The following is a 22,235-nucleotide window of genomic DNA, read 5'->3' as shown; positions in this document are numbered from 1 at the left end:
GACTAGCGTCGCGACGCCGGCGTCACAGCGCACGCCGCGCGCGTTCGGCTGTCCTGCCAAGCGCGCTGTCCCAGGATCTTCTCCCCCTTCGCGGAACCCACCGACCGCCGCACCCTCCGCCACTCGACGTCAGCGGCGGCGACCCAGTAGGGCCCCTGTGGCGGCGCCACACGGAGGCGGAAGTTCGCACTCTGGTTAACCAGAAGCGGCAGTTGGACGTTGTTCGCCTGAACACGGCGACTGTCGGTCGCCTCAGGAGAGGCGTAAGCGGGAATGGTCGCATGCCGGAAGGCGCACACTACCCCAATCGGAGCAGGCTCCGGCGGGTCCGCGAAGGGTGATGTGGGCACCAGAGCAGCCGCCGCAGCCGCAGCCGCGGCCGCACGCCATTTCCGTAGGAACACGTTCATCATTGGGCCTCGGGTCGCCTGCGCAGAAGCCAGCTTAACTATTCGCGCTGGTACAGTACCGATGTTCATGCAAACATGCACGCATGGAGGTTCGGGGGTCTCCTCAAAAGCTTGAGGTTGAGCGATCGCTGCGCGCGCGACTGCAAGTTTGGGTTCTCCAGTTCCGGAGGAACTTGCTTGCAGCGCTAGTGCTGGCCGGCGGCACCGTAGGCCTGCTGGCCTTGAACCCCTTCAATCTCTTCACCGCCTTCGATGGCGGTCTGCGCAACCTCATCGGCGCGACAGTCGCTGTTGACTACGCCGACCGCGCCCGCCCTCGGATCGCAATGGTTACAGCTAACGACGACTATCTCACCCTCTGGGATAAGCGTTGGCCACTCGGCGGCCGGGACCACGCCGAGGTCATAGATCAGATCATCGCCACCAGACCGAAGGCGATCTTCATGGACTTCGCGTTCATCGGCAGCCCAGCAGACCCCGCCGACGCGGACGCGCTCGTGGCTTCCCTTGAGAGGGCGTCGCAGCATGCAATGATCTTCATCGGCACACCGGGCAATCCCGATCAAGGCGCGAGTGCCACTTGGCCAGAGCTAGTGTCACTCGCCAACCTCAATCCCTCCGTGCAGCTCGTTTCCATCGCGGTGGCCGCCGATGCCGAGCCGGGCACTTATCCAACCGATGGCCCGGTCGACGCGCAGTACCCGACAGCCGCGATCGCTATCGCCGAGTACATCGAGCCGGGGAGCACGCAAGAACTGAGGCGGCGAGGGATACGTAGCTTAGACATCCAGTGGTCTGCACCGCCCCCCGTGAACTGCCGCGCCCACGTGGAGCAGGAGGCGCGCTCCTGCGAGAACATCTCGGCCGAGAGCTGGCTACGGGGGACGCGTCTCTTGCTCGGGGGAATTCTCCGCGCTCCCATTCCGTCGCTCAACTACCCCGAGCCATTCCGCATCGCCAACACGCCGCTGCCGACGATCGAGGCCGCTGACCTCACGGCGCTCGAACCGGAACAGGCGGAAGCTCTACGCGGAGCTGTAGTGTTCTACGGGGGCGCATTCAAGTTCACCGGCCAAGACACCATCGAGGCGGCGCCCTACGGGCCTCTGCCGGGCGTTTTCGCGCACGCGATGGCACTCGACAACATTCTGACTCTGCGGGACTCGGCTGTTCGCAGCGACTCCCCGCTCGGAGGTGACCGGCAATCCTACCGTCTAATTCAGGCGCTCACGATCGTTACACTCGCGCTGACGCTCAGCTGCTTGGCGATGACCCCGCTCGTCCTCGGCTTCACTCCGCACACCGCCATGCGGAGGGCGCTGCAGATCGAAGGCTGGGTGTTGGTCGGCGGCGCGATCCTCGCGCTTCTGGAGTGGAAAGTGCTCCACGTCAGCCCTGGCCTCTGGTTCGGCGCTCTCGTCGCGACCCGCGCCGTGGCCGCGTTTCTACCCCACGTTGGGCGGCTGCAGGACTCCGGGGAATTCTACACGCGAGACGTGGGGGAATGAGCTGGCAAGGTCTGCGCGCGACGCGGAACGTCGGCCATCGCCTGATGCTCGGTCTGGGCGGGCTCACCCTTTCTGGCTGCGCGCTGCTCCCTCCATCGGTCACCAATCTCTACTCCGGTCCGCCGATTCCGTCTGAGACGGAAAGGTCCGCAGAGGCGATGAACCATACGTTCTTCAGCGCGGACGAGGCACGGGTCTATGGCGCGCCACCGCCAGTTCCGACCCCGCTGTCGAACAACATTGCCGCCATCGCCGCGCCTATCGAGCAAACTCTCGGTGAAGACGTCGATTTTGTGATCTGGGACTGCGACGCCCCCACCGCCTTCGTCAACAGCGCCGGCGAAGTCGGGATATGCCGGGGACTGCTCGAAGAAACGGATTACGACGATGAACTAGCTTTCGTTATCGCTCATGAGGTCGGCCACTGGAAGCTCGGTCACGCCAGTCTTCTGGCACAGCTTGAAGCGAAGCACGGCGAGCGTCAAAAGCGGCGCGATCGGACAACTGGCGCAATCGGTGCGGGCTCCGCGGCAGCGACCGGGGCGCTCCTCTTCGGCACGACGATACTGTTGCCGATTCTGTGGCTCAGCCGCCAGGGCGATGGTGACGACTTCGAGTATGGCTACGACGCTGGCGACGAGCCGTCCGAGCTGTCGGACAATCTCGTCGAAGCTCTCCTCGCGACTACGATCCGGGCAGGCCAGGCCGCCTACAAGCGGGCTACCGAATTCGCGAATCAGCGACAGCGTGACGACAGGATCGCCGAGGCCGCGAGGACCAAGTACCGTGCCCCCTCCGACGAGATGGCGGCGGACACGTTCGCCTTCGACCTTCTCGACACGGCAGGGTATGACCCGGGAGCTGGCGCTTACGCGCTGTCCAAAGTGCCAGATGCGGGGTCACCGGACGCGTACGAAGCACCGGTCAAGGACTGGGACCTCCTCGGCTTCGCCTTTCCCCACCCGGCATCGTCCAATCGCATCCAGAAGCTTGCCGAAATGACGGGCGGCGCGAGGAAGATTGGGCCGCAGGCGTTCGCGCCTTGCTACGGATCGCCGGGCCAGACGGACTGCAGCAGCTGGATCGACGCGCTTGAGGAGCTGAAGCGACTACAAGAGTTGGCAGCGATAGTAGCCCGGTCGACGGCGGCGAAACAGATCGAACTACGGACTGCAGCATGCCACGACGCGGAAACTTCCCTGAGCTTGATCGTCAAGGCACTGGGTCCTGACCGCAAAGCCGCAGTCCTCGCAAGCTACCTCGCGCTCTATTGCCCAGGCGACACCTGGAACGCTGCCGCCATGGCCCCCCTTAGGTCAACTGGGTACGGCGGCTACCGCTATCTTCGCCAGCTCGCGACCGTGCTCTGGCTTCGAGGTCAGCCAGGGGAAGCGTATGAGATGGCAACCCTGGCCGCCGACTTGGCGGGCGAGAGCGCCGTAGCGTACATCGATTTCACCACTTGGGCGCGCGGCATAGGCTTCTTCGATCTGGCCGAACGCGCGATGGAGCGTTGCGTTACCGTCACCATGACGATTGCCCTCGCCGATAGGGGTGAGTTCTGTACGGAGATGGTCAGCGCCGATCCTGCGGAGCGCGAGCAGACATCCATCCGCTACGGCTTCGGCCCGACCCGTCGAACTCGCAAACTCATGCTTGAGCGTCTCGATGCGCATTTGGCGGCCACCGAAGGTCTCGAGCTCGGGCCGGCGTCCGAGATTGCGGCTTGGCTGCTCGACAACGCTGGGCAGCCCGGCGATGCGAAGCCGCCCCAACCGACATGCCTCAAGCTGCGTCGTATCGTTCTGGCCACGGCCGAACTCTCCGCCGCCAGCCTTTGGACGAATCCGCACCCTGGCTGCTTCGTCCTGCCTGGGGCAGCGTCGCCAAAGCCCAGCACCCCCCTTCGCGACACGTCGGCCTCGCCCACGTCGCTGGCAAACCCGGCAAAAGTAGTGCTTACCCGGCGGCCGGACGCCGCTCCCGCCGCGCCGCCAGAGGTTACAAGAGAACGGGCGCTCTCTAGTTCGTCGATCTCAGCGCTCCTGATGGCCGCGCCGTTCAAGTACAATGGCCCGATGCTCCCATCAGCGTTCCGAGAGTCTGCCGGCCATCGCTAGGTCTCGACGAACGCCCGCTCCAGGACGAAGTCGCCCGGCTGGGCCAGCGAGCCTTCCACATAGCCCAGGTCGAGCAGCTGCTGCTTCAGGTCGGCCAGCACCGAGGGGCCGCCGCACAGCATGACGCGATCCTCGGCCGGGTCGAACGGCGGCAGGTCCAGGTCGCGGAAGAGCTGGCCCGAGGCGATCAGGTCGGTGATGCGGCCCTGGGTGCGGAACGCTTCGCGGGTGACCGTGGGGTAGTAGCGCAGCTTGTCGCCGATGATCTCGGCAAGGATCTCATCTTCCTTGAGGTCCTTCTCGAACAGGTCGGCGTAGTTCAGGTCCTGGACCTCGCGCACCGTGTGGGTGACCACGACCGTCTCGAAACGGTCGTAGACCTCGGGGTCGCGGGCCAGCGACAGCCAGGGCGCGAGGCCCGTGCCGGTGCCCAGCATGTAGAGGCGCTTGCCGGGCTTCAGGCCGTCCAGCACCAGCGTGCCGGTGGGCTTGCGGCCGATCAGCACCTGGTCGCCCACCTTGAGGTGCTGCAGGCGCGATGTCAGCGGGCCGTCCGGCACCTTGATCGAATAGAACTCGAGCTCCTCGTGCCAAGACGGCGAGGCGACGGAATAGGCGCGCACCAGCGGCTTGCCGTCCTCCTTCTGCAGCCCGACCATCAGGAACTGGCCGCTGGAGAAGCGCAAGGCAGGGTCGCGGGTGCAGCGGAACGAGAACAGGGTGTCGGTCCAGTGATGGACCCACGTCACCGTCTCGACGAAGAAGGCGTTGGAGGCCTTGGGGGCCGCGGCGGCCGGCTGGACCAGGGACACGTCGTTCATTCCGTAAAAGCCTTAGATGTCGCCGCCGACGTTGTTGGGCGTCCCCGGCGCACGCGCCACATGGATGCCGCACTCGGTCTTGTCCATCCCCTTCCAGCGGCCGGCGCGGGCGTCCTCGCCCTCGTCCGCGGGTTGGGTGCAGGGCCAGCAGCCGATCGAGGGAAAGCCCTGGGCGACCAGGGGGTGGGCGGGCAGGTCGTGCTCGGCCGCATAGGCGTCGAGGTCGGCCTTGCCCCAGTTGGCGAGCGGATTGAACTTCACATGGCCGTCAGCGTGCTCGACGACCGGCAGGTTCAGGCGGTCGCCGCCGTGGAAGCGCTTGCGGCCCGTGATCCACGCGTCGAACTCGCCGAGCGCGCGGTCCAGCGGGATCACCTTGCGGATGTTGCAGCACGCGTCCGTGTCGGTCTGCCAGAGCTTGGCCTGGGGGTCGCTCACGGCGAGGTCCTGGTAGGCGGGACGCAGGTCGCGCACGTCGGTCAGGCCCAGGCGCTCGGCCAGGGTCTTTCGGAAGTCGAGGGTCTGGCCGAACAGCATGCCCGTGTCGAGGAACAGCACCGGAATGTCGGCCTTCACCTGGGCCGCGAGGTGCAGGAGCACCGCCGATTCCGCCCCGAAGGACGAGACCAGCGCCAGCTTGTCGCCGAAGCTCTCCACGGCGGCTTCCAGGATGGTGCGTGGGTGCGCGCGGCGCAACTCGGCGTCGAGGCGCAGGGCCGCCGCGGTTCCGGGGTCGATGCTGTCGTAGGCCACGCTCATGACTGCCGCTCTGCAAACGCCGGGGCGCGGCCGTCGGCCGACCGCTGATAGACATGACGATAGCGCCCGATCGCGGCCTGCCACTCGTTGGCGCTGGCGTCGTCGGCGGGTTCGAAGGCGTCGAAGCCGACCCGGACCATGAAGCCCGCCTGCTCGCGCAGGACGTCGCCGACGGCGCGGACCTGGCCCTTGAACTTCAGACGTCCGCTGAGGACGTAGGCGTTCGTATAGGCGCGGCCGTCGCGGTACTTCGGGAACTCCAGCGCCACCACCGCCAGCCGCGGCAGGTCATAGGCCAGCGCCTCGGCCTCCTCATGGCTCTGCAGGCGAACGCCCACACGCCGCCCCTCGGCCAGCAGCCCCTCGCCGTCGGCCTGGAACCGCGACAGCGAGACGATCACGTCGCCGGCCGGGATGTCCTGGTCGTCCGCCACATGGGTGAACGCGTCCTCGGCGGCCTTGCAGACCCCGTCCTTCAGCTCAATGAGCGTCGGCATATACAGCCTCCTTGAAGGGGGTGACGCCGGTGCGGCGGAAGGTGTCGAGGAAGCGTTCGCCGTCGTGGCGTTCACGCAGGTAGACCTCGACCAGCGTGTCGACCGCGTCGGCCACCTTGTCGTAGGGCAGCGCCGGGCCCAGCATCGAGCCCACGGCCGCGTCCTCGGCGCCCGAGCCGCCCAGCGTCAGCTGGTAGAACTCCTCGCCCTTCTTATCGACGCCCAGGATGCCGATGTGGCCCACGTGGTGGTGGCCGCAGGCATTGATGCAGCCCGAGATCTTGATCTTCAGCTCGCCGATCTTTTCGGCGCGGTCCTGATCCTTGAACTTGGCCGCGATGTTCTGGGCGACCGGGATCGCCCGGGCGTTGGCCAGCGCGCAGTAGTCCAGCCCCGGGCAGGCGATGATGTCGCTGACCAGGTTGATGTTGGGCGTCGCGATGCCGGCCTCATGCAGCGCCGCCCAGACGGCCGGCACATCGTCCAGCTTCACGTGGGGCAGCACCAGGTTCTGCTCGTGGGTGACGCGGATGTCGTTCTGGCCGTAGCGCTCGGCCAGGTCGGCCACGACGTCCATCTGCTCGGAACTGGCGTCGCCGGGCGTGTCGCCGATGCCCTTGAGGCTGATCTCGACGATGCCGTAGCCGGCCTTCTTGTGGGGCTTCAGGTTGTTGCGCACGAAGCGGGCGAAGGCCGGGTTCGAGGCCTTGGCCGCCTCGAACGCCTCCGACTGGGCCGGCAGAACCTCGAAGTTGGCCGCCGCGAACGCGCCGCGGATGCGAGCGAGCTCGGTGTCGGGCAGGTCCGCGCTGTCGCCGATCTTGGCCCACTCGGCCTCGACCTGCTTCGCGAACTCTTCCTTCCCCAGGGCCGCGACCAGGATCTTGATCCGGGCCTTGTAGATGTTGTCGCGCCGGCCGTGGCGGTTGTAGACGCGCAGGATCGCTTCCAGGTAGCTCAGCAGCCGGTTGACCGGCAGGAACTCCTTGATCGTCGGGCCGACGTAGGGCGTGCGCCCCATGCCGCCGCCCACGATGACCTCGAAGCCCAGCGAGCCGTCGCGGGCCCGCTTCAGCACCAGCCCGATGTCGTGGACCTTGGCGGCCGTGCGGTCCTTGGGCGCCGCGGTGATGGCGATCTTGAACTTGCGGGGCAGGAACGAGAACTCGGGGTGGAAGGTCGACCACTGGCGGATCGCCTCGGCCCACACCCGCGGATCGTCCACTTCCTCGGCCGTCGCCCCGGCGTAGGGATCGGTCGTGGTGTTGCGGATGCAGTTCCCAGACGTCTGGATGACGTGCATGTCCACCTGGGCCAGGTGGTCCAGGATATCGGGCGTGTCGGCCAGCTTGATCCAGTGGAACTGGAGGTTGGTCCGCGTCGTGAAGTGGCCGTAGCCCTTGTCGTAGGTGCGGCCGATCCAGGCCAGTTTGCGCAGCTGGGTGGGGTTCAGCGAGCCGTACGGGATGGCCACCCGCAGCATGTAGGCGTGGAGCTGCAGGTAGAGGCCGTTCATCAGCCGCAGCGGCTTGAACTGGTCTTCCGTGAGTTCGCCCGAGAGACGCCGGGCCACCTGCCCGCGGAACTCCGCGGAACGGTCGGCCAGCATCTCCTTGTCGATGACGTCGTACTGGTACATCGGCCCTTACTTCCGCTTGATCAGGTTGACGCGGCCGGTCGAACGGGCCGCGCCGTGGGCGTGCTGCAGCGCCTCGATCACCGCCCCGCCCTCGGCCTGCTTGCCGTGGTGGAGGTGGTTCGTCGGGCCCAGGGCGCGGATGCGCTCCCGGTAGCTCAGCGGGGCCCACAGCCCTTCGGATTCCACGAGATCGATCAGGTAGGCGTCGACCACGGTCGTGGGTTGCGTCTTGCCCTGCCCTTCGGCCTCGGCGGCGGCGGGGTCGTCATCGGCCCACAGCTCGGCGTCGGCGAAGCGGGTGACCCACTGCCCGGACTTCCAGAACACGACCTCGCCATCGGTCAGGCGGTTGGCGGTCAGCGCCTTCATGCGCGGGCCCCTCGGATAAGCGTTTCGACTTGGGCGCGGCCGTTGCCGGCCGGCTCTTCACCGGCGCGGGCCAGCGCCATCGCCTCGCCCACGATCAATAGGGCCGGGCCGCCGAGCGAGGCGGCCGCCTCGGCCAGGCCGCTCAATGTGGTGACGATGCGGCGCTCGTCGGCGCGGCTGGCGTTCTCGACGATCAGGGCCGGCGTGGCGCCGGCGCGGCCGGCGGCCATCAGGCGCGCGGCGATCGGCGCAGCCATCGACAGGCCCATGTAGATGACGACCGTCTGGTTGGCCCGGGCCAGGCTGTCCCAGTCCAGGTCGGGCTCGGCGCCGGCCTTTGCATGACCGGTGACGAAGGTCACCGCCTGAGCCGAGTCGCGGTGGGTCAGCGGCGCGCCGGCGGAGGCCGCAGCCGCCAGGGCCGCCGTCACGCCGGGGATGATCTGGCAGTCGACGCCCGCCTCGCGGCAGGCTTCCAGCTCCTCGCCGCCGCGGCCGAAGATGAAGGGGTCGCCGCCCTTCAGGCGCACGACGTTCAGGCCTTCGAGGGCGAAGGCCGCGAGCATCCGGTTGATCTCGTCCTGGCTGTAGCTGTGGCGTGACTTGCGCTTGGCGACGCTGATCCGCCGCGCCGAGGCCGGCGCCAGATCGAGGATTTCGTCCGACACCAGGCCGTCGTGGACGACCACGTCGGCGGTCTGCAGGACCTTCAGCGCCTTCATCGTCAGGAGCTCTGGGTCGCCCGGTCCGGCGCCCACCAGCCACACCCGGCCGACACCCGGCGCAGCGCCGCGTCCGCTCAGCACCACCAGGCGCTGGCTGCGTCCTCCTAGGTCGTTCCTCGGGGCCATGATTAGCTTCTCTATCGACGTACGCGCCCTGAAATCATGACGGGGCGGACTTGCGCCCGCCCCGTCTGTCGTCCGCCGGCGAAAAGGGCCGATACACCAGCGGACGCTTGCAATAAGGGCGGCGAGGGGCCAATTCGCAACCCAAGGACTTCTGCCGGGGCGTTCAGAGATTCTCGAACGGAGCGATCATGGATAGGGGCGCCCAACAGCGTCGCCGACTGCCGCCACTGAACGCGCTCCGGGCGTTCGAGGCGGCCGCGCGCCACCTCAATTTCAGTCGGGCCGCCGACGAGCTGTCGGTGACGCCGGGGGCTGTGAGCCAGCAGATCCAGAACCTGGAAGACTATGTCGGCGCGGCCTTGTTCAAGCGCACGCCCAAGGGCCTGCTGCTGACCGACGCGGCCCAGACCGCCCTGCCCGCCCTGCGCGAGGCGTTCGACCGTCTGGCCGAGGCCGCCAGCCTGCTGACCGCCGCCGTGGACGGCCGCCGCCTGACCATCACCGCCCCGCCCTCGTTCGCGGCCAAGTGGCTGGCGCCGCGCCTGGGGGCGTTCGAGCGGGCGCACCCGAATGTCGACGTCTGGCTCAACGCCGGAATGGAGCTGGTCGATCTGAGCGCCGGCGAGGTCGACCTGGCGCTGCGCTACGGCGCCGGGCGCTATCCCGGGCTGGAAGTGAAGCGCCTGGTGAGCGAGGCCGTGATCCCGGTGATCAGCCCCGATCTGCTGGCCCAGACGCCGCTCTCGACGCCCGAGGACTTGGCCGGTCATGTGCTGCTGCACGACGGCTCGCCCGAGATCGACGACAGCTGCCCCGACTGGCCGATGTGGCTGGCCGCCCGCGGCCTGCGCGGCATCGACGGCCACCGGGGTCCGCGCTTCAACCAGTCCAGCCTGGTGATCGAGGCCGCCGCCAACGGCCGCGGCGTGGCCCTCGCCAAGCGCACCCTGGCGCAGGCCGACCTCGATTCCGGACGCCTGGTGGCGCCATTGCAGATCGCCACGGCCGTCGACTTCGCCTATTACCTCGTCCATCCCAAGGCCAAGGGACGGCTCCCGCAGGTCAAAGCCTTCATCGGCTGGATCGAGGCGGAAGCGCAGGCGCACGAAGAGGCGCTGCGAGCCATCGACAACGGCGCGGGGATTTAGGGGCGGCGCAATCTCAGCTGCGCGTCACCACATTGACCAATCCGGCCTGAATTAGAGCCTGAATCTTATCAGCTAGCTGTAGCCGCAGCGCATCTGACAGACGGCCATACCGCCACCAGGCGCCGTTCGGTGTACGAGCGGCCCGGAGATCATGCCCCGGCCACAGGGTGACGTTCAACTCCGAGACCACGATCCAGCTCGGACGCTCGAGTCCAAGGCGCCCGCCCCGGAGCGGAATTCTATCGCTGTGCTTAGGTTCGGTCCCCGTGATTGGAGCGACCACGACGCGCCGGCCTTCGGCCAGCACAGCTACAACAACGCAACGTCGGTCCTTCACGCCTTCGAGGCGACCGGCGTCACGCTCATGCTTCCAGAGAAATGAAAACTCGATCACATCGCCCGGCTCAGGGGCACGTGCGTCAGTCGATGATAGTGTCGCCATCTTCCGTGGTTCCGCGAGGAGCCCGGAGTTTGTCTAGGTCCGCAAGGATGGCGCCGGCGAGATCAGCTGGAAGACTGTCGCTCCGATAGACTTGCCGCTCTTGGTCGCGAAGACGCTCATAGTCTTCGTAAGCCAACAGGACGTGGCGCGGGCGCCCGTGGGCCGTGATGACGACGGGTTCTCGCAAAGCCTTGTCTGTTACCGACTTCCAGTTCCGTAGGGCTTCCTTGGACGTGACAGTCCGAACTGAGGTTGGCTCTGTTACCGTCGTCAATGAGTTACCCTCCATCTCGCCTAGCCGAAGCGCCTGACCGCATGGATTGGACGTAAAATACGTCCTTTACGACCTTTGTCAAGTTTCGACGTCCCCTATAAGTAGCGACACATCTGCGATCAGGCTCTCGAGGCCGCGCCCAATTGTGAAGTTCGTAGGAGTCCTGGTGGCGACCTTCGTTGATGCGGTCCGCCCGGTATCGGCGCAGGAGCCGCAAAGTCCCTATGTCCAACGCCTGCGCCAACTGGCGCAGCTGCAGACGCTGAACGCCGAGCTGCTCAGCCGCGACAGCGCCACCGCCGTCCTGCAGGCGCTGTGCGACCGCCACGATCCCGAAGCGCCCCGCGTGCGCGCCCGCCGCATCGAGACCCCCGACAGCCCGCAGGCCGCCGCCGCCGCCCGTCGCGAGCTGGGGGCCGCCGCCAACGAGCCCATCCGCCTGCGCCGGGTCGAGCTGATGTGCGGCGACGTGGTGCTGTCGAAGGCCGACAACTGGTACCTGCCCGGCCGCCTGACCACCGAGATGAACACCGCGCTCAACACCACCGAGGCGCCGTTCGGGGTGGTGGTCGCCCCCCTGCGCTTCCAGCGCCGGACCCTATCGTCGCGCCTGCTGTTCAACCCGCTGCCGGCCGGCTGGGAGGCTCGTGGCGAGCTGGCGTTCGACGCCCCCGCCACGCCGCCCCCTCACGTGCTGCAACACCGCGCTCTGCTGCAGACCCCCGACGGCCGGCCATTCAGCCTGCTGGTCGAGACCTACACGGACGCCGTTCTCGTCCCCTGACGCCCTTGCCGAACGGCTGTCCGGACACGATTTTCCTGTCGCAGATCCCGCAAATCGGTTTCGCTCCGCCCATGAAGACGCCCCGGCCGCCCAAAAAGAGCGAGTCGCTCGAGATCCGCCTCCCCTATGACGCCAAGCTGGCGTTCATGGAGCGCTGCCAGCGCGACGGCCGCTCGGCCAGCGAAGCGCTGCGCGGCTTCATCGACCAGCAGATCGCACCGCCGCGCGCCACGACCCGCCGCAGCCGCCTGGTGGTGGGCGCCCTGATCGCCGCGGCCGTGGGCGCCGTCGCGCTGCCCTCGCTGGCCCGCCAGCCTGCGGCCGCCGACGCCCTGCGCCGCGCCTCGTTCGTCCAGCAGGACGCCAACCATGACGGCGTGCTGAGCTTCGACGAGTTCCGCCGCTAGCGGACCAGTTGGCAGAAGCGGCCGAGATCGACGTGCAGCCACGTCCAGGGCTTCAGGATCGAAGCCCCGTGCCAGGACAGCAGCACGATCCGCGCCTGGCCCACGATGTTCTCGGCCGGCACGAAGCCCACGCCCACCGAACCAGGCCAGCGGCCGTCCAGCGAGTTGTCGCGGTTGTCGCCCATCATCAGGTAGTTCCCCTCGGGCACGCGATAGACGCCGGTGTCGTCGCCGTCGTGGAACGGGCCTCGGTCGAAGGTCACGTAGGCGCGGCCGTCCGGGCGATGCTCGAACTTGCGCTGGACCGTGACGTCGGGCGCCCCGGGGTCCTGTGTCAGGCCGTCGTCGCTCTGGACGATGGGCCGGTCGTTCACGAACACCGTCCCGTCCCGCACCTGCACCCGGTCGCCCGGCAGGCCGATCACCCGCTTGATCCAGGTCTCCTTGGGGTCGCGGGGCAGCTTGAAGACGACGACGTCGCCCCGCTGTGGCCCCTTGGACTGCAGCACCCGCCCCGAGAACAGCGGCAGGCCCAGCGGGATGGAATAGCGGCTCCAGCCGTAGTCCCACTTGGAGACCACGATGTAGTCGCCGGTCTGCAGGCCGGGCTCCATGGACTCGGAGGGGATGGTGAAGGGCTCGAACAGGGCGACCCGCAGGACCAGCGCGATGGCCATCGCCGTGGCCAGGGTGACGATCAGGTCGAGGGCCTGGGCGCCGAAGGACGGCGACGCGGCGGCGGTGTCTTGTGCGGTGTTCATGGCCCCAAGAGGCCGGCGGCCCGCTCACCCCGCAATCGGCGTCCCGTCCGGACGCCTGCGAAACGTGTCCGGACGCGTCAGCCGCCCTTGCGGGCCAGATAATCCGCGATGTCGGCGAGGGTGTCGCGCAGCGCGCCGCTGAGTTCCGGCTTCAGGCTCTCGTCGCCCCGCTCGGCGCGATCGGCCACCTCGCCCAGCTTGTTGGCGCCGATGCCGCGCGCCGCGCCCTTGATGGTGTGGGCGAAGTCGCGCCAGCCCTCGGGCGGGTGGTCGATGCGGGCCAGCCACCCCTCGGCCTGGCCCTGGAACAGCGCCAGCACCTCGGTGACGACCGTCATGTCGCCGGCCGCGAAGCCCTCCAGATAGTCGAAGTCGACCGCGCCGCCGCTCATGCTCACCCCTCCCGGACCGCGCAGAGAGAATCACCCCTGGCGTAGCGCCGTTGTTGGCACAGAGCGCAACGGCCGCGCTACCCGCAAAGGTTGCTTTGCTGGCTTACGCTATTATGACGAGATTTGCCGCTGGCCGAGGGCGCGGCGATCGGTCGAAGCAAATAGTTTGCTGACCTGCCTTGCCAAAGGCGCGCATTTGCGTATTTTCCGCGCCCTCGCCGCCGGGCCTCCACGAGGTGCGGACTAGAGCGGGTGCTTAGCTCAGTTGGTAGAGCAGCTGACTCTTAATCAGCGGGTCGTGGGTTCGAATCCCCCAGCACCCACCATCTTTCCAAAAGTTGGTGTCGTCCGAAGCGCCGGTGGGTCAGGCTTTCCCCCGGCAAGCGCAATGCCTTGACCCCGCCTCCGCAAGGCGAGATCACTCTTCCGACAGTTGCGAGGGGTAGCGCCATGCGGACCGTGGTCCTGGGCATTCTTCTGGCGTTGGGCGCCGCGGGCGCCGCCAGCGCCGGCGACTACGTGATCGTCGCCTCGACGAATCCCGCCCTCAAACCCGGAACCGAAGTCGACGGGGGCCAACGCCTTTCGCTGGAGCCCGGCCAGACGCTGCGCCTCATGAACGCCACGGGCGAGGTCAGCACCTTGCGTGGCAGCGCGGCCGGTGTGGTCGCGCCGAAGCCGGGCGCGCCGATCGACGCGACGCGCATGGCCCAGCTGCGCGTCCTCATCGACCCGCCGCCCCAGGGCCGCACGTTCGGGGGCCGCCGCTCGGGTGTCTGTCCCGACCCGGCGACGCTGACCAGCCTGGACCAGATCCTGGCCGTACAGGCCGCCGGCTGCGCCCCGCAGGCCCGGGAGGCCCTTGAGGCCTACCTCGCGGCCCGCTAGCCGCCTCAGGGACCGGTGTAGAGCTCGCCCAGGGCCATCGCGGCCTGGCCCTTGGCCTGGTCCAGCTCGTCGCGCACCAGGCCCGCGGCCACCATCGAATCGCGCTTGCCGTCGATGCGCTTCAGCGCGGCGCGCAGCACGGTAGGTTCGCCCGGGGTGACCACCGCCACCACGTTGTCGACGCCGAACGGGGGGACCACCTTGGTCCGCGCCATGACCACGCGGGTCTGGCCGGCCACCATCTGCCCGTTCCCGTCTCCGTCCAGCGGGTAGAGCATCTGCACCGTGCCGTCGCTGGCGAGGTTGAAGGCGGTGAGGAAGCCCGCGCCGCCGCGGTGGGTGACGGCCAGGTCGACGGCCTCGCCCTTCTTGTAGAGCTGGCCCTTGGGCCGCGGCCCGATATCAACCTTGATCTGCCGCTCATTGGCCGACCCGGCCAGCTGGCTGATCGCCCGGCGCTTCATGATCACGCCGCTCAGCTGTTCAGGCGTCTTCAACCCCTCGGCCACGCGGTCGCCGCGGTTGTCGGTGACCCAGCCCTCCTGGGCGTTCCAGGTCAGGTCGGGCGTGCCGCGCGGGATCGAGGCCCAGGGCCCCTTCCCGCCCAACAGGTCGGCGGCCGCGTCGTCGGCCGGCTTCACCTCGATGGGGCGCTCGTCGGCGGGCGGCGCCTTCAGCGGCTGGAAGATCACGCTGCGCTCGTTGCGCGGCGGCACCGCGGCGCTTGACCACTGCTGGGTCGACGACAGCTCGCGCGTGCGGCTCTCCAGCGTCGAGGCCAGTTCGGCGAGCGAAAGCTGGCCGTTGTTGTCCAGGTCGGAGACCAGGTTGCCGTTCGGCCGCCGCTCCTTCAGCGCCCCCTCCAGCGCATAGGTCAGCAGGCCGCGCGAGGGGCTGTCGCCGCGCGGCAGCGGGCCCTCCAGCGCGAACTGGTTGTCCTGGGCGGCGCCCACATAGACCAGGTTGGGCGGATCGATCGCCGAGGGCGGCAGCCGCGCCGGGTCGGCCGGCGGCGGCGGCAGGCTGATGGCCATGGGGTTGTCGAGGGCCGAGCGCTTCTTGAACACCGACCTGGCGACCGCCGAGCGGTTCAGCGTGCCCGAATGGCAGGCGTCGGCGATCTGCAGCACGTTCACGCTGGTCGGGAAGAAGTTCACCAGCCAGCCGCGCAGGTCGTCGTCGAGGATGTAGGTGTTCGTGTCGGGCTTGCTCACCTTGAACCCGCCCAGCGCCATGAACTCGTCCATGCCGTCGGTCTCGGTGGGATCGTTGGACTTCGCCTGGGCCCCGTGGCCGGCATAGAAGAAGATCACCCAGTCGCCGGGCTTCGAGCGCTTGCCCAGCCCCTCCAGCGCCGCGCGGATGTTGCTGCGCGTGGCCTGACCGTCGGCCAGCGAGGTGATGTCCTTGGCGCCCTGCTGCTCCAGCAAGGTCTTCAGCGCCGCGGCGTCGTTGGGCGGCCCCTCCAGCGAGGGAATCGGGTCGCTGTACTTCGAGATCGCCACGATCAGCGCCCGGATCTCGGCCGAGGCCGGACTGCCCGCCGCCGCCAGGATGAAGACCAAAATGGCTGCGAGCACACTTCGCATGGACGCTTCCAACTCCGCCGGGGCGCCCACAATGGCGCCGCTGCCCGCGGCCGAGAAGCCGCCCTCTGGAATACTACGGACGCCACGACCCGGCGGAGGCGCGTGATGGGGTGGATCTCCCCTCTCGCACGGCGCTGCCGCGACTGGGAGAGGAGACGCCGTGCGCCCGCCGGTCGCGCCCGGCTTTGCGCCGACCCGCGCTAGGGGGTACTTGAGGGCGCGCCGCCGGTTCGGGGATGGCGTGATGGAGTCGTTGAAGAGCGCATGAGCGCGTCCCAGGCGGAACAGATCGCCGGCGTCCGGCCGATCCTGCGGCGGGTGGTGGCCAACGCCGGCCTGCTGCTGGGCGGCCGCACGGTCAACGCCGTGCTGGGGCTGGTCGCGGTGGCGATCGCAGCCCGGGCGCTGGGCGCCGCCGAGATGGGCGTGCTGGTGCTGATCATGGCGTTCGGCCAGTTCCTGGGCGAGGTGGCCAAGTTCCAGTCGTGGCAGACCATCCTGCATTTCGGCGCCCGACCGCTGGCCGAGGATCGGGTCGCCGACTTCCAGCGCGTGCTGCGCTTCAGCCTGGCGCTGGATCTGGTCAGCACCGCCTTCGGGATCGTGGTCGGCATCGCGGGCGCGTTCGTGTTCGCAGGCCCCCTGGGCTGGGGCGGCGACGATGCACCGGCCGCCGCGCTCTACATGCTCTCGATCGCCTTCATGGTCTCGGCCACGCCGCTGGGCCTGCTGCGCCTGTTCGACCGGTTCGACGTGCTGGCCTGGCAGTCCGGCCTGATCTCGCTGTTCCGCGCCGTGGGCAGCATCGCAGCCCTGCTTCTGGGCGCCGGCATGGAAGGCTTCCTGCTGGCCTGGGCCATCGGCACGGTCGGCAGCTGGTTCTACCTCGCGGGCTCTGCCTACGCCGAGCTGCGCAAGCGCGGGCTCACGCAGGACTTCTCGTGGCGCGGCCCGCTGACCGAGGGGATGCCCGGCGCCTGGCGTTTCGCCTGGAACACCAACATGGCCGCGGCGCTGGACGTGGCTTTCACGCACGTGGCGACCCTGATCGTAGGCGCCATGGTGGGACCCGCGCAGGCGGCGTTCTGGCGGGTGGGCCGCCAGGTGGCCGATGCGCTGGCCAAGCCCGCCAAGCTGCTGACACCCGCGCTCTATCCCGAACTGGCCCGCCTGCGCGCCGACGACCAGCCGCACGCCATGTGGCGGCTGGCCCGCAACGTGGGCCTGCTGGCCGGCGGCATCGGCCTCGTCATGCTGACGATCAGCGCGCTCGCCGGCCCGCAGCTGCTGACCCTTGTGATGAGCAAGGACTTCGCGCCCGCGGCCGATGTCATGACCTGGCAGGTGGGCGCCGCGGTGATCGGCATCTTCGCGCTGCCGCTGGAGCCGATGCTGATTTCGCTGGGCAAGCCGGGGGCAGCGGTGCGCGTGCGCCTGGCGGTGGGGATCGCCTTCCTGGCGGCCATGCCCTTCCTCGTGACGCAGTTCGGCCTTATAGGCGCGGGCGCCGGGCTGGCTGCGGCCGCCGCCGCGCTTGCCCTGGGCATGCTGTGGTTCATCCTCAGAGAGAACGGGAATCGACAAACGGCGACCACGCCCGCCGACGCCGACCCCGTTGAACGACTGAAAGGCGACGATTGACTACGACGACCCCTATTCCGACGGCGCCGGACAGGCGCTTCCAGGAGGGCGGCTTCGAGACCCTGACCGCGGCGCTGGATTTCGCCGCCCGGGGGCCGACCGGCCTGACGCTCTACGGGCTGCGGGGCGAGCTTGTCGAAGCCCTGCCCTACGCCACCCTGCGCGACCGCGCCCGCGCGATGTCTGCGCGCCTGCTGGCCGCGGGCCTGAAGCCGCATGACCGCGTGGGCCTCGTCGCCGAGACCGACGCCGACTTCATCACCGCCTTCTTCGCCTGCCAGTACGCGCGGATCACACCCGCGCCGCTGCCCCTGCCCGCCCCTCTGGGCGGCAAGGACGCCTATGTCGAGCAGATCGGCCGCATGCTGTCCTCGGCCCGCGCCGCGGCCGTGTTCGGACCCGAAACCCTGCTGCCCTGGCTGAAGGACGCCGCCGCGACCGCCGGGACCGAGCTGGCGATGACCGTTTCCGAGCTGCCGGACGCGCCGCCTGCGGACCTGCCGGCGCCCACGGCGGACGATCCCAGCTACGTCCAGTTCTCGTCGGGCAGCACGCGCAACCCGACCGGGGTGCTGTGCACCCATCGCGCCCTGATGGCCAACGCCCTGGCCTCGACCCGCGACGGCCTGCAGGTGACGGCGGCCGACCGCGCCGTCTCGTGGCTGCCGCTCTATCACGACATGGGCCTGGTCGGGTTCCTGCTGATGCCGCTTTCGGCGCAGATGTCTATCGACCTGATGCCCACGGGCGCCTTCGTGCGCCGGCCGCTGCTGTGGCTGGACCTCATCTCGAAGAACCGCGGCACGATCAGCTACAGCCCCTCGTTCGGCTACGAGCTCTGCGCCAAGCGGGGCGACGGCACGCGCGAGGGCCTCGACCTGTCGTCCTGGCGGGTGGCCGGCTGCGGCGGCGACATGGTGCGCCCCGGGCCGCTGCTGGCGTTCGCCGAGCGCTATGCCGCCGCAGGCTTCGCCGCCACCGCCTTCGTCCCCAGCTACGGCATGGCCGAGGCCACCCTGGGCCTGACCATGGCGCCCCTGCACAAGGGCCTGATCTTCGACACGGTCGACGTCGAGCGCATGGAAAAGGACGGCGTGGTCCAGGCGGGCTCGGGCCCGCGCTCGCGCGCCTTCGTCCGCTGCGGGGCGATCTTCCCGGGCCACGAGCTCGAGGTGCGCGACGAGGACGGCCGCGTGCTGGGCGAGCGCACCGTGGGCCGCGTCTTCGTGCGCGGGCCCAGCCTGATGCGCGAGTACTTCGGCGATCCGCAGGCCACGGCGGCGGCGATGTCGGCCGACGGCTGGCTCGACACCGGCGACCTCGGCTACCTCGCCGACGGCCAGATCGTGCCCACGGGCCGCGCCAAGGACCTGATCCTGCTGAACGGCCGAAACGTGTGGCCGCAAGACCTGGAATGGACGGCGGAATCCGAGATCGAGCGCCTGCGCAGCGGCGATGTGGCCGCGTTCTCGGTCGACGCCGACGCCGGCGAACAGCTGGTGGTGCTGGTGCAGACCCGGTCCGGCGACCCCGAGGTGCGCCAGGCGCTGACCGACGACGTGGCCGCCCTGCTGCGCGCCCGCCACGGCGTCGAGGCCCGGGTCGAACTGGTGGGCCACAACACCCTACCCCAGACCTCGTCAGGCAAGCTGTCGCGTTCGAAGGCCCGCGCCCTGTTCCTGGCCGGCGCCTTCAAGCAGGAGGTGCCGGCCTGACCGCCCCTTCTTCGACCGCCCCGCTCGCGGCGGTCACGGGGGCCACGGGCTTCCTGGGCCGCCAGGTCGTCCGGGCCCTGGGCGAGGCCGGCTGGCGTGTGCGGATCCTCTCGCGCCGCGATCCTGTCGACAGCCTCTGGCGCCATCTCACGCCCGAAGTGGTCGCCGGCGATCTTCGCGATGACGACGCCCTCGGCCGGCTTTGCCGGGGCGCAGACGTGGTGATCCACGCCGCCGGCCTGGTGAAAGCCCCCAGCCGCGCGGCGTTCGACGCCGTCAATGTCGAGGGGGCGCGCCGCGTGGCCCGCGCGGCCGAGTCGGTCCCGCACACGGTGCTGGTCTCCAGCCTGACGGCGCGCGAGCCCGCGCTGTCCCACTACAGCGCCAGCAAGCACGCCGGCGAGCGCGCCATGTCCGAGATGCTGGGCGAGCGCCTGACGATCGTGCGGCCCTGCGCGATCTACGGCCCCTCCGACCGCGAGCTGCTGCCGGTGTTCCAGGCCGCCGCGCTCAGCCCCCTGCTCCCGGTGATCAGCGAGTCGGCCAAGGTGGCGATGATCCACGTCGAGGACGCCGCGGCGCAAACCGCGGCCCTTGCTGCAGCGCAGCCATCAGGCCGCACGTTCGCGCTCTGCGACGACCGGCCCGAGGGCTACGGGTGGCGCGAGCTGATGGCCGAGGCGGCGCGCGCCTGCGGCCGTTCGCCGCGCTTTGCCCCCGCGCCGAAGGCCCTGATCCGCGCCGTCGGAATCACAAATGATTTCACTGTGCTCGCCGGCGTGACCCCCATGCTCACCTCGGCGAAGGTGCGGGAACTGCTGCATCCAAACTGGGCGGTCGCGCCGGAGGAGCGGGCAGAAGGAACGCCAATGGCCAAGTTTGATCTTCGGGCGGGATTCGAACACACCGTGGCGTGGTACCGCACTGCGGCATGGATGAAACATTAGTAGCTGATTTGTGACCGACCCTTGATCGCCACGGTAGAAAAAGAGGTCGGACATGGTTAGGTACGCGGCTTGCGTAAGCTGTTAAGAGCCGATGGGGGGCTCACTTATGGTGGAACTGGCGACGGACCTGACCGTCCGCGAAGTCGCGCGGGCCGCCGAAACGGTCCTCGGCCGTAGCGTGCAGGTGACCCCGGATACCGACATCGCCCGCGACCTCGCGGTCGACTCGCTTGCGCTCATGAACATCGTGATGGAGCTTGAGGATCGGTTCGACCTATCGATTCCTCTCGATCGCCTGGCTACCGTGCAGACGGTGGGCGACCTCTCCGACCTGATCAACAAGCTGCGGATAAAGGCTTAAGGATGGGGCTGCTCGACAAGCACCTGGGCTATCGCGCCCCGTTGGACGGTATCCGCGCTGCTGGCGCCGATCCGTCCGCCGTTCGATTCGACGAAATCCTCTCGCCCACCGAGGGCATGCTGGATGGCAAGCAGGTCATCCTGCTCGGCACGAACAACTACCTGGGCCTGACCTTCGACCCGGAGTGCATCGAGGCTTCGGCCAATGCGGTGCGCCAGTGGGGCACGGGGACCACCGGTTCGCGCTTCGCCAACGGCACCTTCGCGGGCCACACGGCGCTCGAGACGGCGCTGGCCAAGTTCTACGGCCGCAAGCACGCCATGGTCTTCACGACCGGCTACCAGGCCAACCTGGGCGGCATCTCGGGCCTCGTCGGCCGGGGCGACCACCTGATCCTGGACGCCGACAGCCACGCCTCGATCTATGACGCGGCCAAGCTGTCGGGCGCCGAGGTCATCCGCTTCCGCCACAACGATCCCGAAGACCTGGCCAAGCGCCTGCGCCGCATGGGCGACGCCGCCAAGGGCAGCCTGATCGTGGTCGAGGGCATCTACTCGATGATCGGCGACGTCGCGCCGCTCAAGGAGATGGTCGCGGTCAAGAAGGAGATGGGCGCCTACCTGCTGGTGGACGAAGCCCACTCGATGGGCGTCCTGGGCGAGAAGGGCCGCGGCCTGGCCGAGGCCGCCGGCGTCGAGGACGACGTCGATTTCATCGTCGGCACCTTCTCCAAGAGCCTGGGCGCCGTCGGCGGCTTCCTGGTCTCGAACGAGGACAACTTCGACCTGCTGCGCATCGTCAGCCGGCCCTACATGTTCACCGCCTCGCTGCCGCCGGCCGTGATCGCCTCGACCCTGACGGCCCTGAAGCGCCTGGAAGAGGACTCCAGCCTGCGCGTCCGCCTGGCCGCCAACGCCGACCGCCTCTACGACGGCCTGCGCGACATGGGCTACGCCGTGGGCCCCCACGCCAGCCCGATCACCGCCGTGGTGATGCCGGACCAGGCCATGGCGGTCACCATGTGGAACGCCCTGCTCCAGAACGGCGTCTACCTGAATCTGGCGATCCCGCCGGCCACGCCCGAGAACAAGTCGCTGCTGCGCTCCAGCGTTAGCGCCGCCCACACCGCCGAGCAGATCGACGCGGTGCTGGATATCTTCGAGCGTCTGGGTCTCGAGTACGGCCTGCTGCAGCGTCCGCGTCGCGCCTCGGCGTAAGCGCTGCATCCCCGCGTCGCGCCGGGAGAGGGCTGGAGCACAATTGAGGTCTCGATTGCGCAGCCGGGTCCTGTTCGGAACCTTCGTTGTCGGCACCTTGACCGCGGCGCAAAGCTCCCTTGCGGCTGTGGCCCTGCAAGCATCCGGTCCGGCGGCTTCGGCGTCCGCGCCGTCGTCCCACCTGGGGACCTTTCCTCCCCATGCCGCGAGTTGCATCCGGAAACACTTGAACCCACAGGTCCTGCGCGACGCCGTCGCGGTGGCGCCCGACCCCGGCGCGACGCTTGCCTCGTTTGAGCGCCACGTGCGCTCGATCGACAGCGCTGCGGACAAGTGCGGGTTCGCCGCCACCGAGCAGGGCGGTGAACAGCTCGGCAGCATCGTGACGAACCTAGCCCTCAAGGAATGGTCGGAGGGACGGCTGAGGACGGAGTTCTCCGTCTCACCGGATCAGCTCTCCGCCGCCATGAAAGAGATCCCCCAGAGAGACGTCGCGACGATCGGAGCCCTCGACGGCCCACGCATGTCGGACACGCAGAAGGAACGGCTTGCAGATGTGTTGCCGCAGGTCGCTGCGAAGCTCGGCCTGAGGGACCAGAAGGCGAGCGCGCTCCTCGCCGCCTACGTCCTTTCTGCGGCGCGCCTCGCGCCTTTCGAGTAACGGAAGCGGGACGTAGGCCAGCGCGCCCATGCTG

General features: G+C 68.8%; 22 protein-coding genes and 1 tRNA gene. 13 read left to right on the top strand and 10 right to left on the bottom strand.

Going from position 1 to position 22,235, the window contains the following annotated elements:
• Positions 1-598: 598 nt before the first annotated feature.
• Positions 599-1,918 (top strand): CHASE2 domain-containing protein, encoded by a 1,320-nt coding sequence (locus tag ACQ66R_RS22495; protein ID WP_430425736.1) that lies wholly within the window; start codon positions 599-601, stop codon positions 1,916-1,918.
• Positions 1,915-4,038, top strand: a complete 2,124-nt coding sequence (locus ACQ66R_RS22490; protein WP_430425734.1) for a M48 family metalloprotease — start codon at positions 1,915-1,917, stop codon at positions 4,036-4,038. Before ACQ66R_RS22495 ends, ACQ66R_RS22490 begins: the two co-directional genes overlap by 4 nt.
• Here ACQ66R_RS22490 and ACQ66R_RS22485 read toward each other — a convergent pair.
• From ACQ66R_RS22485 to cobA, 6 genes are read right to left on the bottom strand one after another with little or no spacing between them, the layout of a single operon-like run.
• Positions 4,035-4,859, bottom strand: a complete 825-nt coding sequence (locus tag ACQ66R_RS22485; protein ID WP_430425733.1) for a ferredoxin--NADP reductase — start codon at positions 4,857-4,859, stop codon at positions 4,035-4,037. The two genes, ACQ66R_RS22490 and ACQ66R_RS22485, sit on opposite strands and share 4 nt — an antisense overlap.
• A gap of 12 nt (positions 4,860-4,871) precedes the next feature.
• Positions 4,872-5,612, bottom strand: a complete 741-nt coding sequence (locus ACQ66R_RS22480; RefSeq protein ID WP_430426389.1) for a phosphoadenylyl-sulfate reductase — start codon at positions 5,610-5,612, stop codon at positions 4,872-4,874.
• A gap of 2 nt (positions 5,613-5,614) precedes the next feature.
• A complete protein-coding gene (locus tag ACQ66R_RS22475) occupies positions 5,615-6,115 on the bottom strand; it encodes a DUF934 domain-containing protein (RefSeq protein WP_430425731.1) in 501 nt (166 codons plus the stop codon).
• On the bottom strand, positions 6,099-7,754 hold the full coding sequence (locus tag ACQ66R_RS22470) for a nitrite/sulfite reductase (protein WP_430425729.1): 1,656 nt from the start codon (positions 7,752-7,754) through the stop codon (positions 6,099-6,101). Before ACQ66R_RS22470 ends, ACQ66R_RS22475 begins: the two co-directional genes overlap by 17 nt.
• Before the next feature lie 6 nt (positions 7,755-7,760).
• Positions 7,761-8,123, bottom strand: a complete 363-nt coding sequence (locus ACQ66R_RS22465) for a DUF2849 domain-containing protein (protein ID WP_430425727.1) — start codon at positions 8,121-8,123, stop codon at positions 7,761-7,763.
• Positions 8,120-8,974 (bottom strand): uroporphyrinogen-III C-methyltransferase, encoded by an 855-nt coding sequence (gene cobA, locus ACQ66R_RS22460; protein WP_430425725.1) that lies wholly within the window; start codon positions 8,972-8,974, stop codon positions 8,120-8,122. The genes ACQ66R_RS22465 and cobA overlap by 4 nt, the downstream gene beginning before the upstream one ends.
• Before the next feature lie 188 nt (positions 8,975-9,162).
• Here cobA and gcvA point away from each other — a divergent pair, with 188 nt between their 5' ends.
• Complete coding sequence (gene gcvA, locus ACQ66R_RS22455; RefSeq protein WP_293363648.1) at positions 9,163-10,122, top strand: transcriptional regulator GcvA; 960 nt, start codon at positions 9,163-9,165, stop codon at positions 10,120-10,122.
• Between the two features lie 419 nt (positions 10,123-10,541).
• Here the strand turns inward: gcvA and ACQ66R_RS22450 are convergent, their stop codons facing one another.
• Positions 10,542-10,853, bottom strand: coding sequence for a type II toxin-antitoxin system Phd/YefM family antitoxin (locus tag ACQ66R_RS22450; protein ID WP_430425723.1), 312 nt, complete (start codon positions 10,851-10,853; stop codon positions 10,542-10,544).
• Between the two features lie 151 nt (positions 10,854-11,004).
• On the opposite strand from ACQ66R_RS22450, the gene ACQ66R_RS22445 reads away from it, so the two are divergent.
• Positions 11,005-11,622 carry a hypothetical protein gene (locus ACQ66R_RS22445; protein ID WP_430425721.1) on the top strand — a complete coding sequence of 206 codons (618 nt, stop codon included), beginning with the start codon at positions 11,005-11,007 and terminating at the stop codon, positions 11,620-11,622.
• Between the two features lie 71 nt (positions 11,623-11,693).
• A complete protein-coding gene (locus ACQ66R_RS22440) occupies positions 11,694-12,029 on the top strand; it encodes a hypothetical protein (protein WP_430425719.1) in 336 nt (111 codons plus the stop codon).
• Here the strand turns inward: ACQ66R_RS22440 and lepB are convergent.
• Both lepB and ACQ66R_RS22430 read right to left on the bottom strand, forming a co-directional pair.
• Positions 12,026-12,790: a signal peptidase I gene (gene lepB / locus ACQ66R_RS22435; RefSeq protein WP_430425717.1), complete on the bottom strand. Its 765-nt coding sequence runs from the start codon at positions 12,788-12,790 to the stop codon at positions 12,026-12,028. The two genes, ACQ66R_RS22440 and lepB, sit on opposite strands and share 4 nt — an antisense overlap.
• Positions 12,791-12,867: 77 nt before the next feature.
• Entirely contained in the window at positions 12,868-13,182 is a 315-nt protein-coding gene (locus ACQ66R_RS22430) for an Hpt domain-containing protein (RefSeq protein ID WP_430425715.1), read from the bottom strand.
• Positions 13,183-13,432: 250 nt separating this feature from the next.
• Between ACQ66R_RS22430 and ACQ66R_RS22425 the strand changes: the two genes are divergently transcribed.
• A tRNA-Lys gene (locus ACQ66R_RS22425) sits at positions 13,433-13,508 on the top strand.
• Between the two features lie 124 nt (positions 13,509-13,632).
• Entirely contained in the window at positions 13,633-14,070 is a 438-nt protein-coding gene (locus tag ACQ66R_RS22420) for a hypothetical protein (protein WP_430425713.1), read from the top strand.
• A gap of 5 nt (positions 14,071-14,075) precedes the next feature.
• Here ACQ66R_RS22420 and ACQ66R_RS22415 read toward each other — a convergent pair whose 3' ends face one another.
• Entirely contained in the window at positions 14,076-15,659 is a 1,584-nt protein-coding gene (locus ACQ66R_RS22415; RefSeq protein WP_430425711.1) for a caspase family protein, read from the bottom strand.
• A 264-nt stretch (positions 15,660-15,923) separates the two neighbouring features.
• On the opposite strand from ACQ66R_RS22415, the gene ACQ66R_RS22410 reads away from it, so the two are divergent.
• The 6 genes from ACQ66R_RS22410 to ACQ66R_RS22385 all read left to right on the top strand — a co-directional run bounded on the left by ACQ66R_RS22410 (position 15,924) and on the right by ACQ66R_RS22385 (position 22,201).
• Positions 15,924-17,300, top strand: a complete 1,377-nt coding sequence (locus tag ACQ66R_RS22410) for a lipopolysaccharide biosynthesis protein (protein WP_430425709.1) — start codon at positions 15,924-15,926, stop codon at positions 17,298-17,300.
• Positions 17,297-19,015, top strand: coding sequence for a fatty acyl-AMP ligase (locus ACQ66R_RS22405; protein WP_430425707.1), 1,719 nt, complete (start codon positions 17,297-17,299; stop codon positions 19,013-19,015). The genes ACQ66R_RS22410 and ACQ66R_RS22405 overlap by 4 nt, the downstream gene beginning before the upstream one ends.
• Entirely contained in the window at positions 19,012-19,962 is a 951-nt protein-coding gene (locus tag ACQ66R_RS22400) for an NAD-dependent epimerase/dehydratase family protein (RefSeq protein ID WP_430426387.1), read from the top strand. The genes ACQ66R_RS22405 and ACQ66R_RS22400 overlap by 4 nt, the downstream gene beginning before the upstream one ends.
• Positions 19,963-20,071: 109 nt before the next feature.
• The gene (locus ACQ66R_RS22395) at positions 20,072-20,323 is read left to right on the top strand and encodes an acyl carrier protein (protein WP_293363790.1); all 252 of its coding nucleotides are present in this window, start codon (positions 20,072-20,074) and stop codon (positions 20,321-20,323) included.
• 2 nt (positions 20,324-20,325) lie between these two features.
• Positions 20,326-21,540, top strand: a complete 1,215-nt coding sequence (gene spt / locus ACQ66R_RS22390) for a serine palmitoyltransferase (protein ID WP_430425705.1) — start codon at positions 20,326-20,328, stop codon at positions 21,538-21,540.
• A 55-nt stretch (positions 21,541-21,595) separates the two neighbouring features.
• Positions 21,596-22,201, top strand: coding sequence for a hypothetical protein (locus ACQ66R_RS22385; protein WP_430425704.1), 606 nt, complete (start codon positions 21,596-21,598; stop codon positions 22,199-22,201).
• Positions 22,202-22,235 lie beyond the last annotated feature (34 nt).

Origin of the sequence: Phenylobacterium sp., from assembly GCF_965284355.1 — a bacterium.
Lineage (GTDB): Bacteria > Pseudomonadota > Alphaproteobacteria > Caulobacterales > Caulobacteraceae > Phenylobacterium.
The sequence above is the reverse complement of the archived record's forward strand: the minus strand, read 5'-3'. Positions and strand labels throughout refer to the sequence as shown.

Excerpts from the sequence above, each read along its gene's own strand:
- ACQ66R_RS22475 (WP_430425731.1), bottom strand. The coding sequence starts at position 6,115 with ATGCCGACGCTCATTGAGCTGAAGGACGGGGTCTGCAAGGCCGCCGAG.
- ACQ66R_RS22415 (WP_430425711.1), bottom strand. The coding sequence starts at position 15,659 with ATGCGAAGTGTGCTCGCAGCCATTTTGGTCTTCATCCTGGCGGCGGCG.
- ACQ66R_RS22485 (WP_430425733.1), bottom strand. The coding sequence starts at position 4,859 with ATGAACGACGTGTCCCTGGTCCAGCCGGCCGCCGCGGCCCCCAAGGCC.
- ACQ66R_RS22465 (WP_430425727.1), bottom strand. The coding sequence starts at position 8,123 with ATGAAGGCGCTGACCGCCAACCGCCTGACCGATGGCGAGGTCGTGTTC.
- ACQ66R_RS22450 (WP_430425723.1), bottom strand. The coding sequence starts at position 10,853 with ATGGAGGGTAACTCATTGACGACGGTAACAGAGCCAACCTCAGTTCGG.
- ACQ66R_RS22490 (WP_430425734.1), top strand. The coding sequence starts at position 1,915 with ATGAGCTGGCAAGGTCTGCGCGCGACGCGGAACGTCGGCCATCGCCTG.
- spt (WP_430425705.1), top strand. The coding sequence starts at position 20,326 with ATGGGGCTGCTCGACAAGCACCTGGGCTATCGCGCCCCGTTGGACGGT.
- cobA (WP_430425725.1), bottom strand. The coding sequence starts at position 8,974 with ATGGCCCCGAGGAACGACCTAGGAGGACGCAGCCAGCGCCTGGTGGTG.
- gcvA (WP_293363648.1), top strand. The coding sequence starts at position 9,163 with ATGGATAGGGGCGCCCAACAGCGTCGCCGACTGCCGCCACTGAACGCG.
- lepB (WP_430425717.1), bottom strand. The coding sequence starts at position 12,790 with ATGAACACCGCACAAGACACCGCCGCCGCGTCGCCGTCCTTCGGCGCC.
- ACQ66R_RS22470 (WP_430425729.1), bottom strand. The coding sequence starts at position 7,754 with ATGTACCAGTACGACGTCATCGACAAGGAGATGCTGGCCGACCGTTCC.
- ACQ66R_RS22440 (WP_430425719.1), top strand. The coding sequence starts at position 11,694 with ATGAAGACGCCCCGGCCGCCCAAAAAGAGCGAGTCGCTCGAGATCCGC.
- ACQ66R_RS22420 (WP_430425713.1), top strand. The coding sequence starts at position 13,633 with ATGCGGACCGTGGTCCTGGGCATTCTTCTGGCGTTGGGCGCCGCGGGC.
- ACQ66R_RS22410 (WP_430425709.1), top strand. The coding sequence starts at position 15,924 with ATGAGCGCGTCCCAGGCGGAACAGATCGCCGGCGTCCGGCCGATCCTG.
- ACQ66R_RS22430 (WP_430425715.1), bottom strand. The coding sequence starts at position 13,182 with ATGAGCGGCGGCGCGGTCGACTTCGACTATCTGGAGGGCTTCGCGGCC.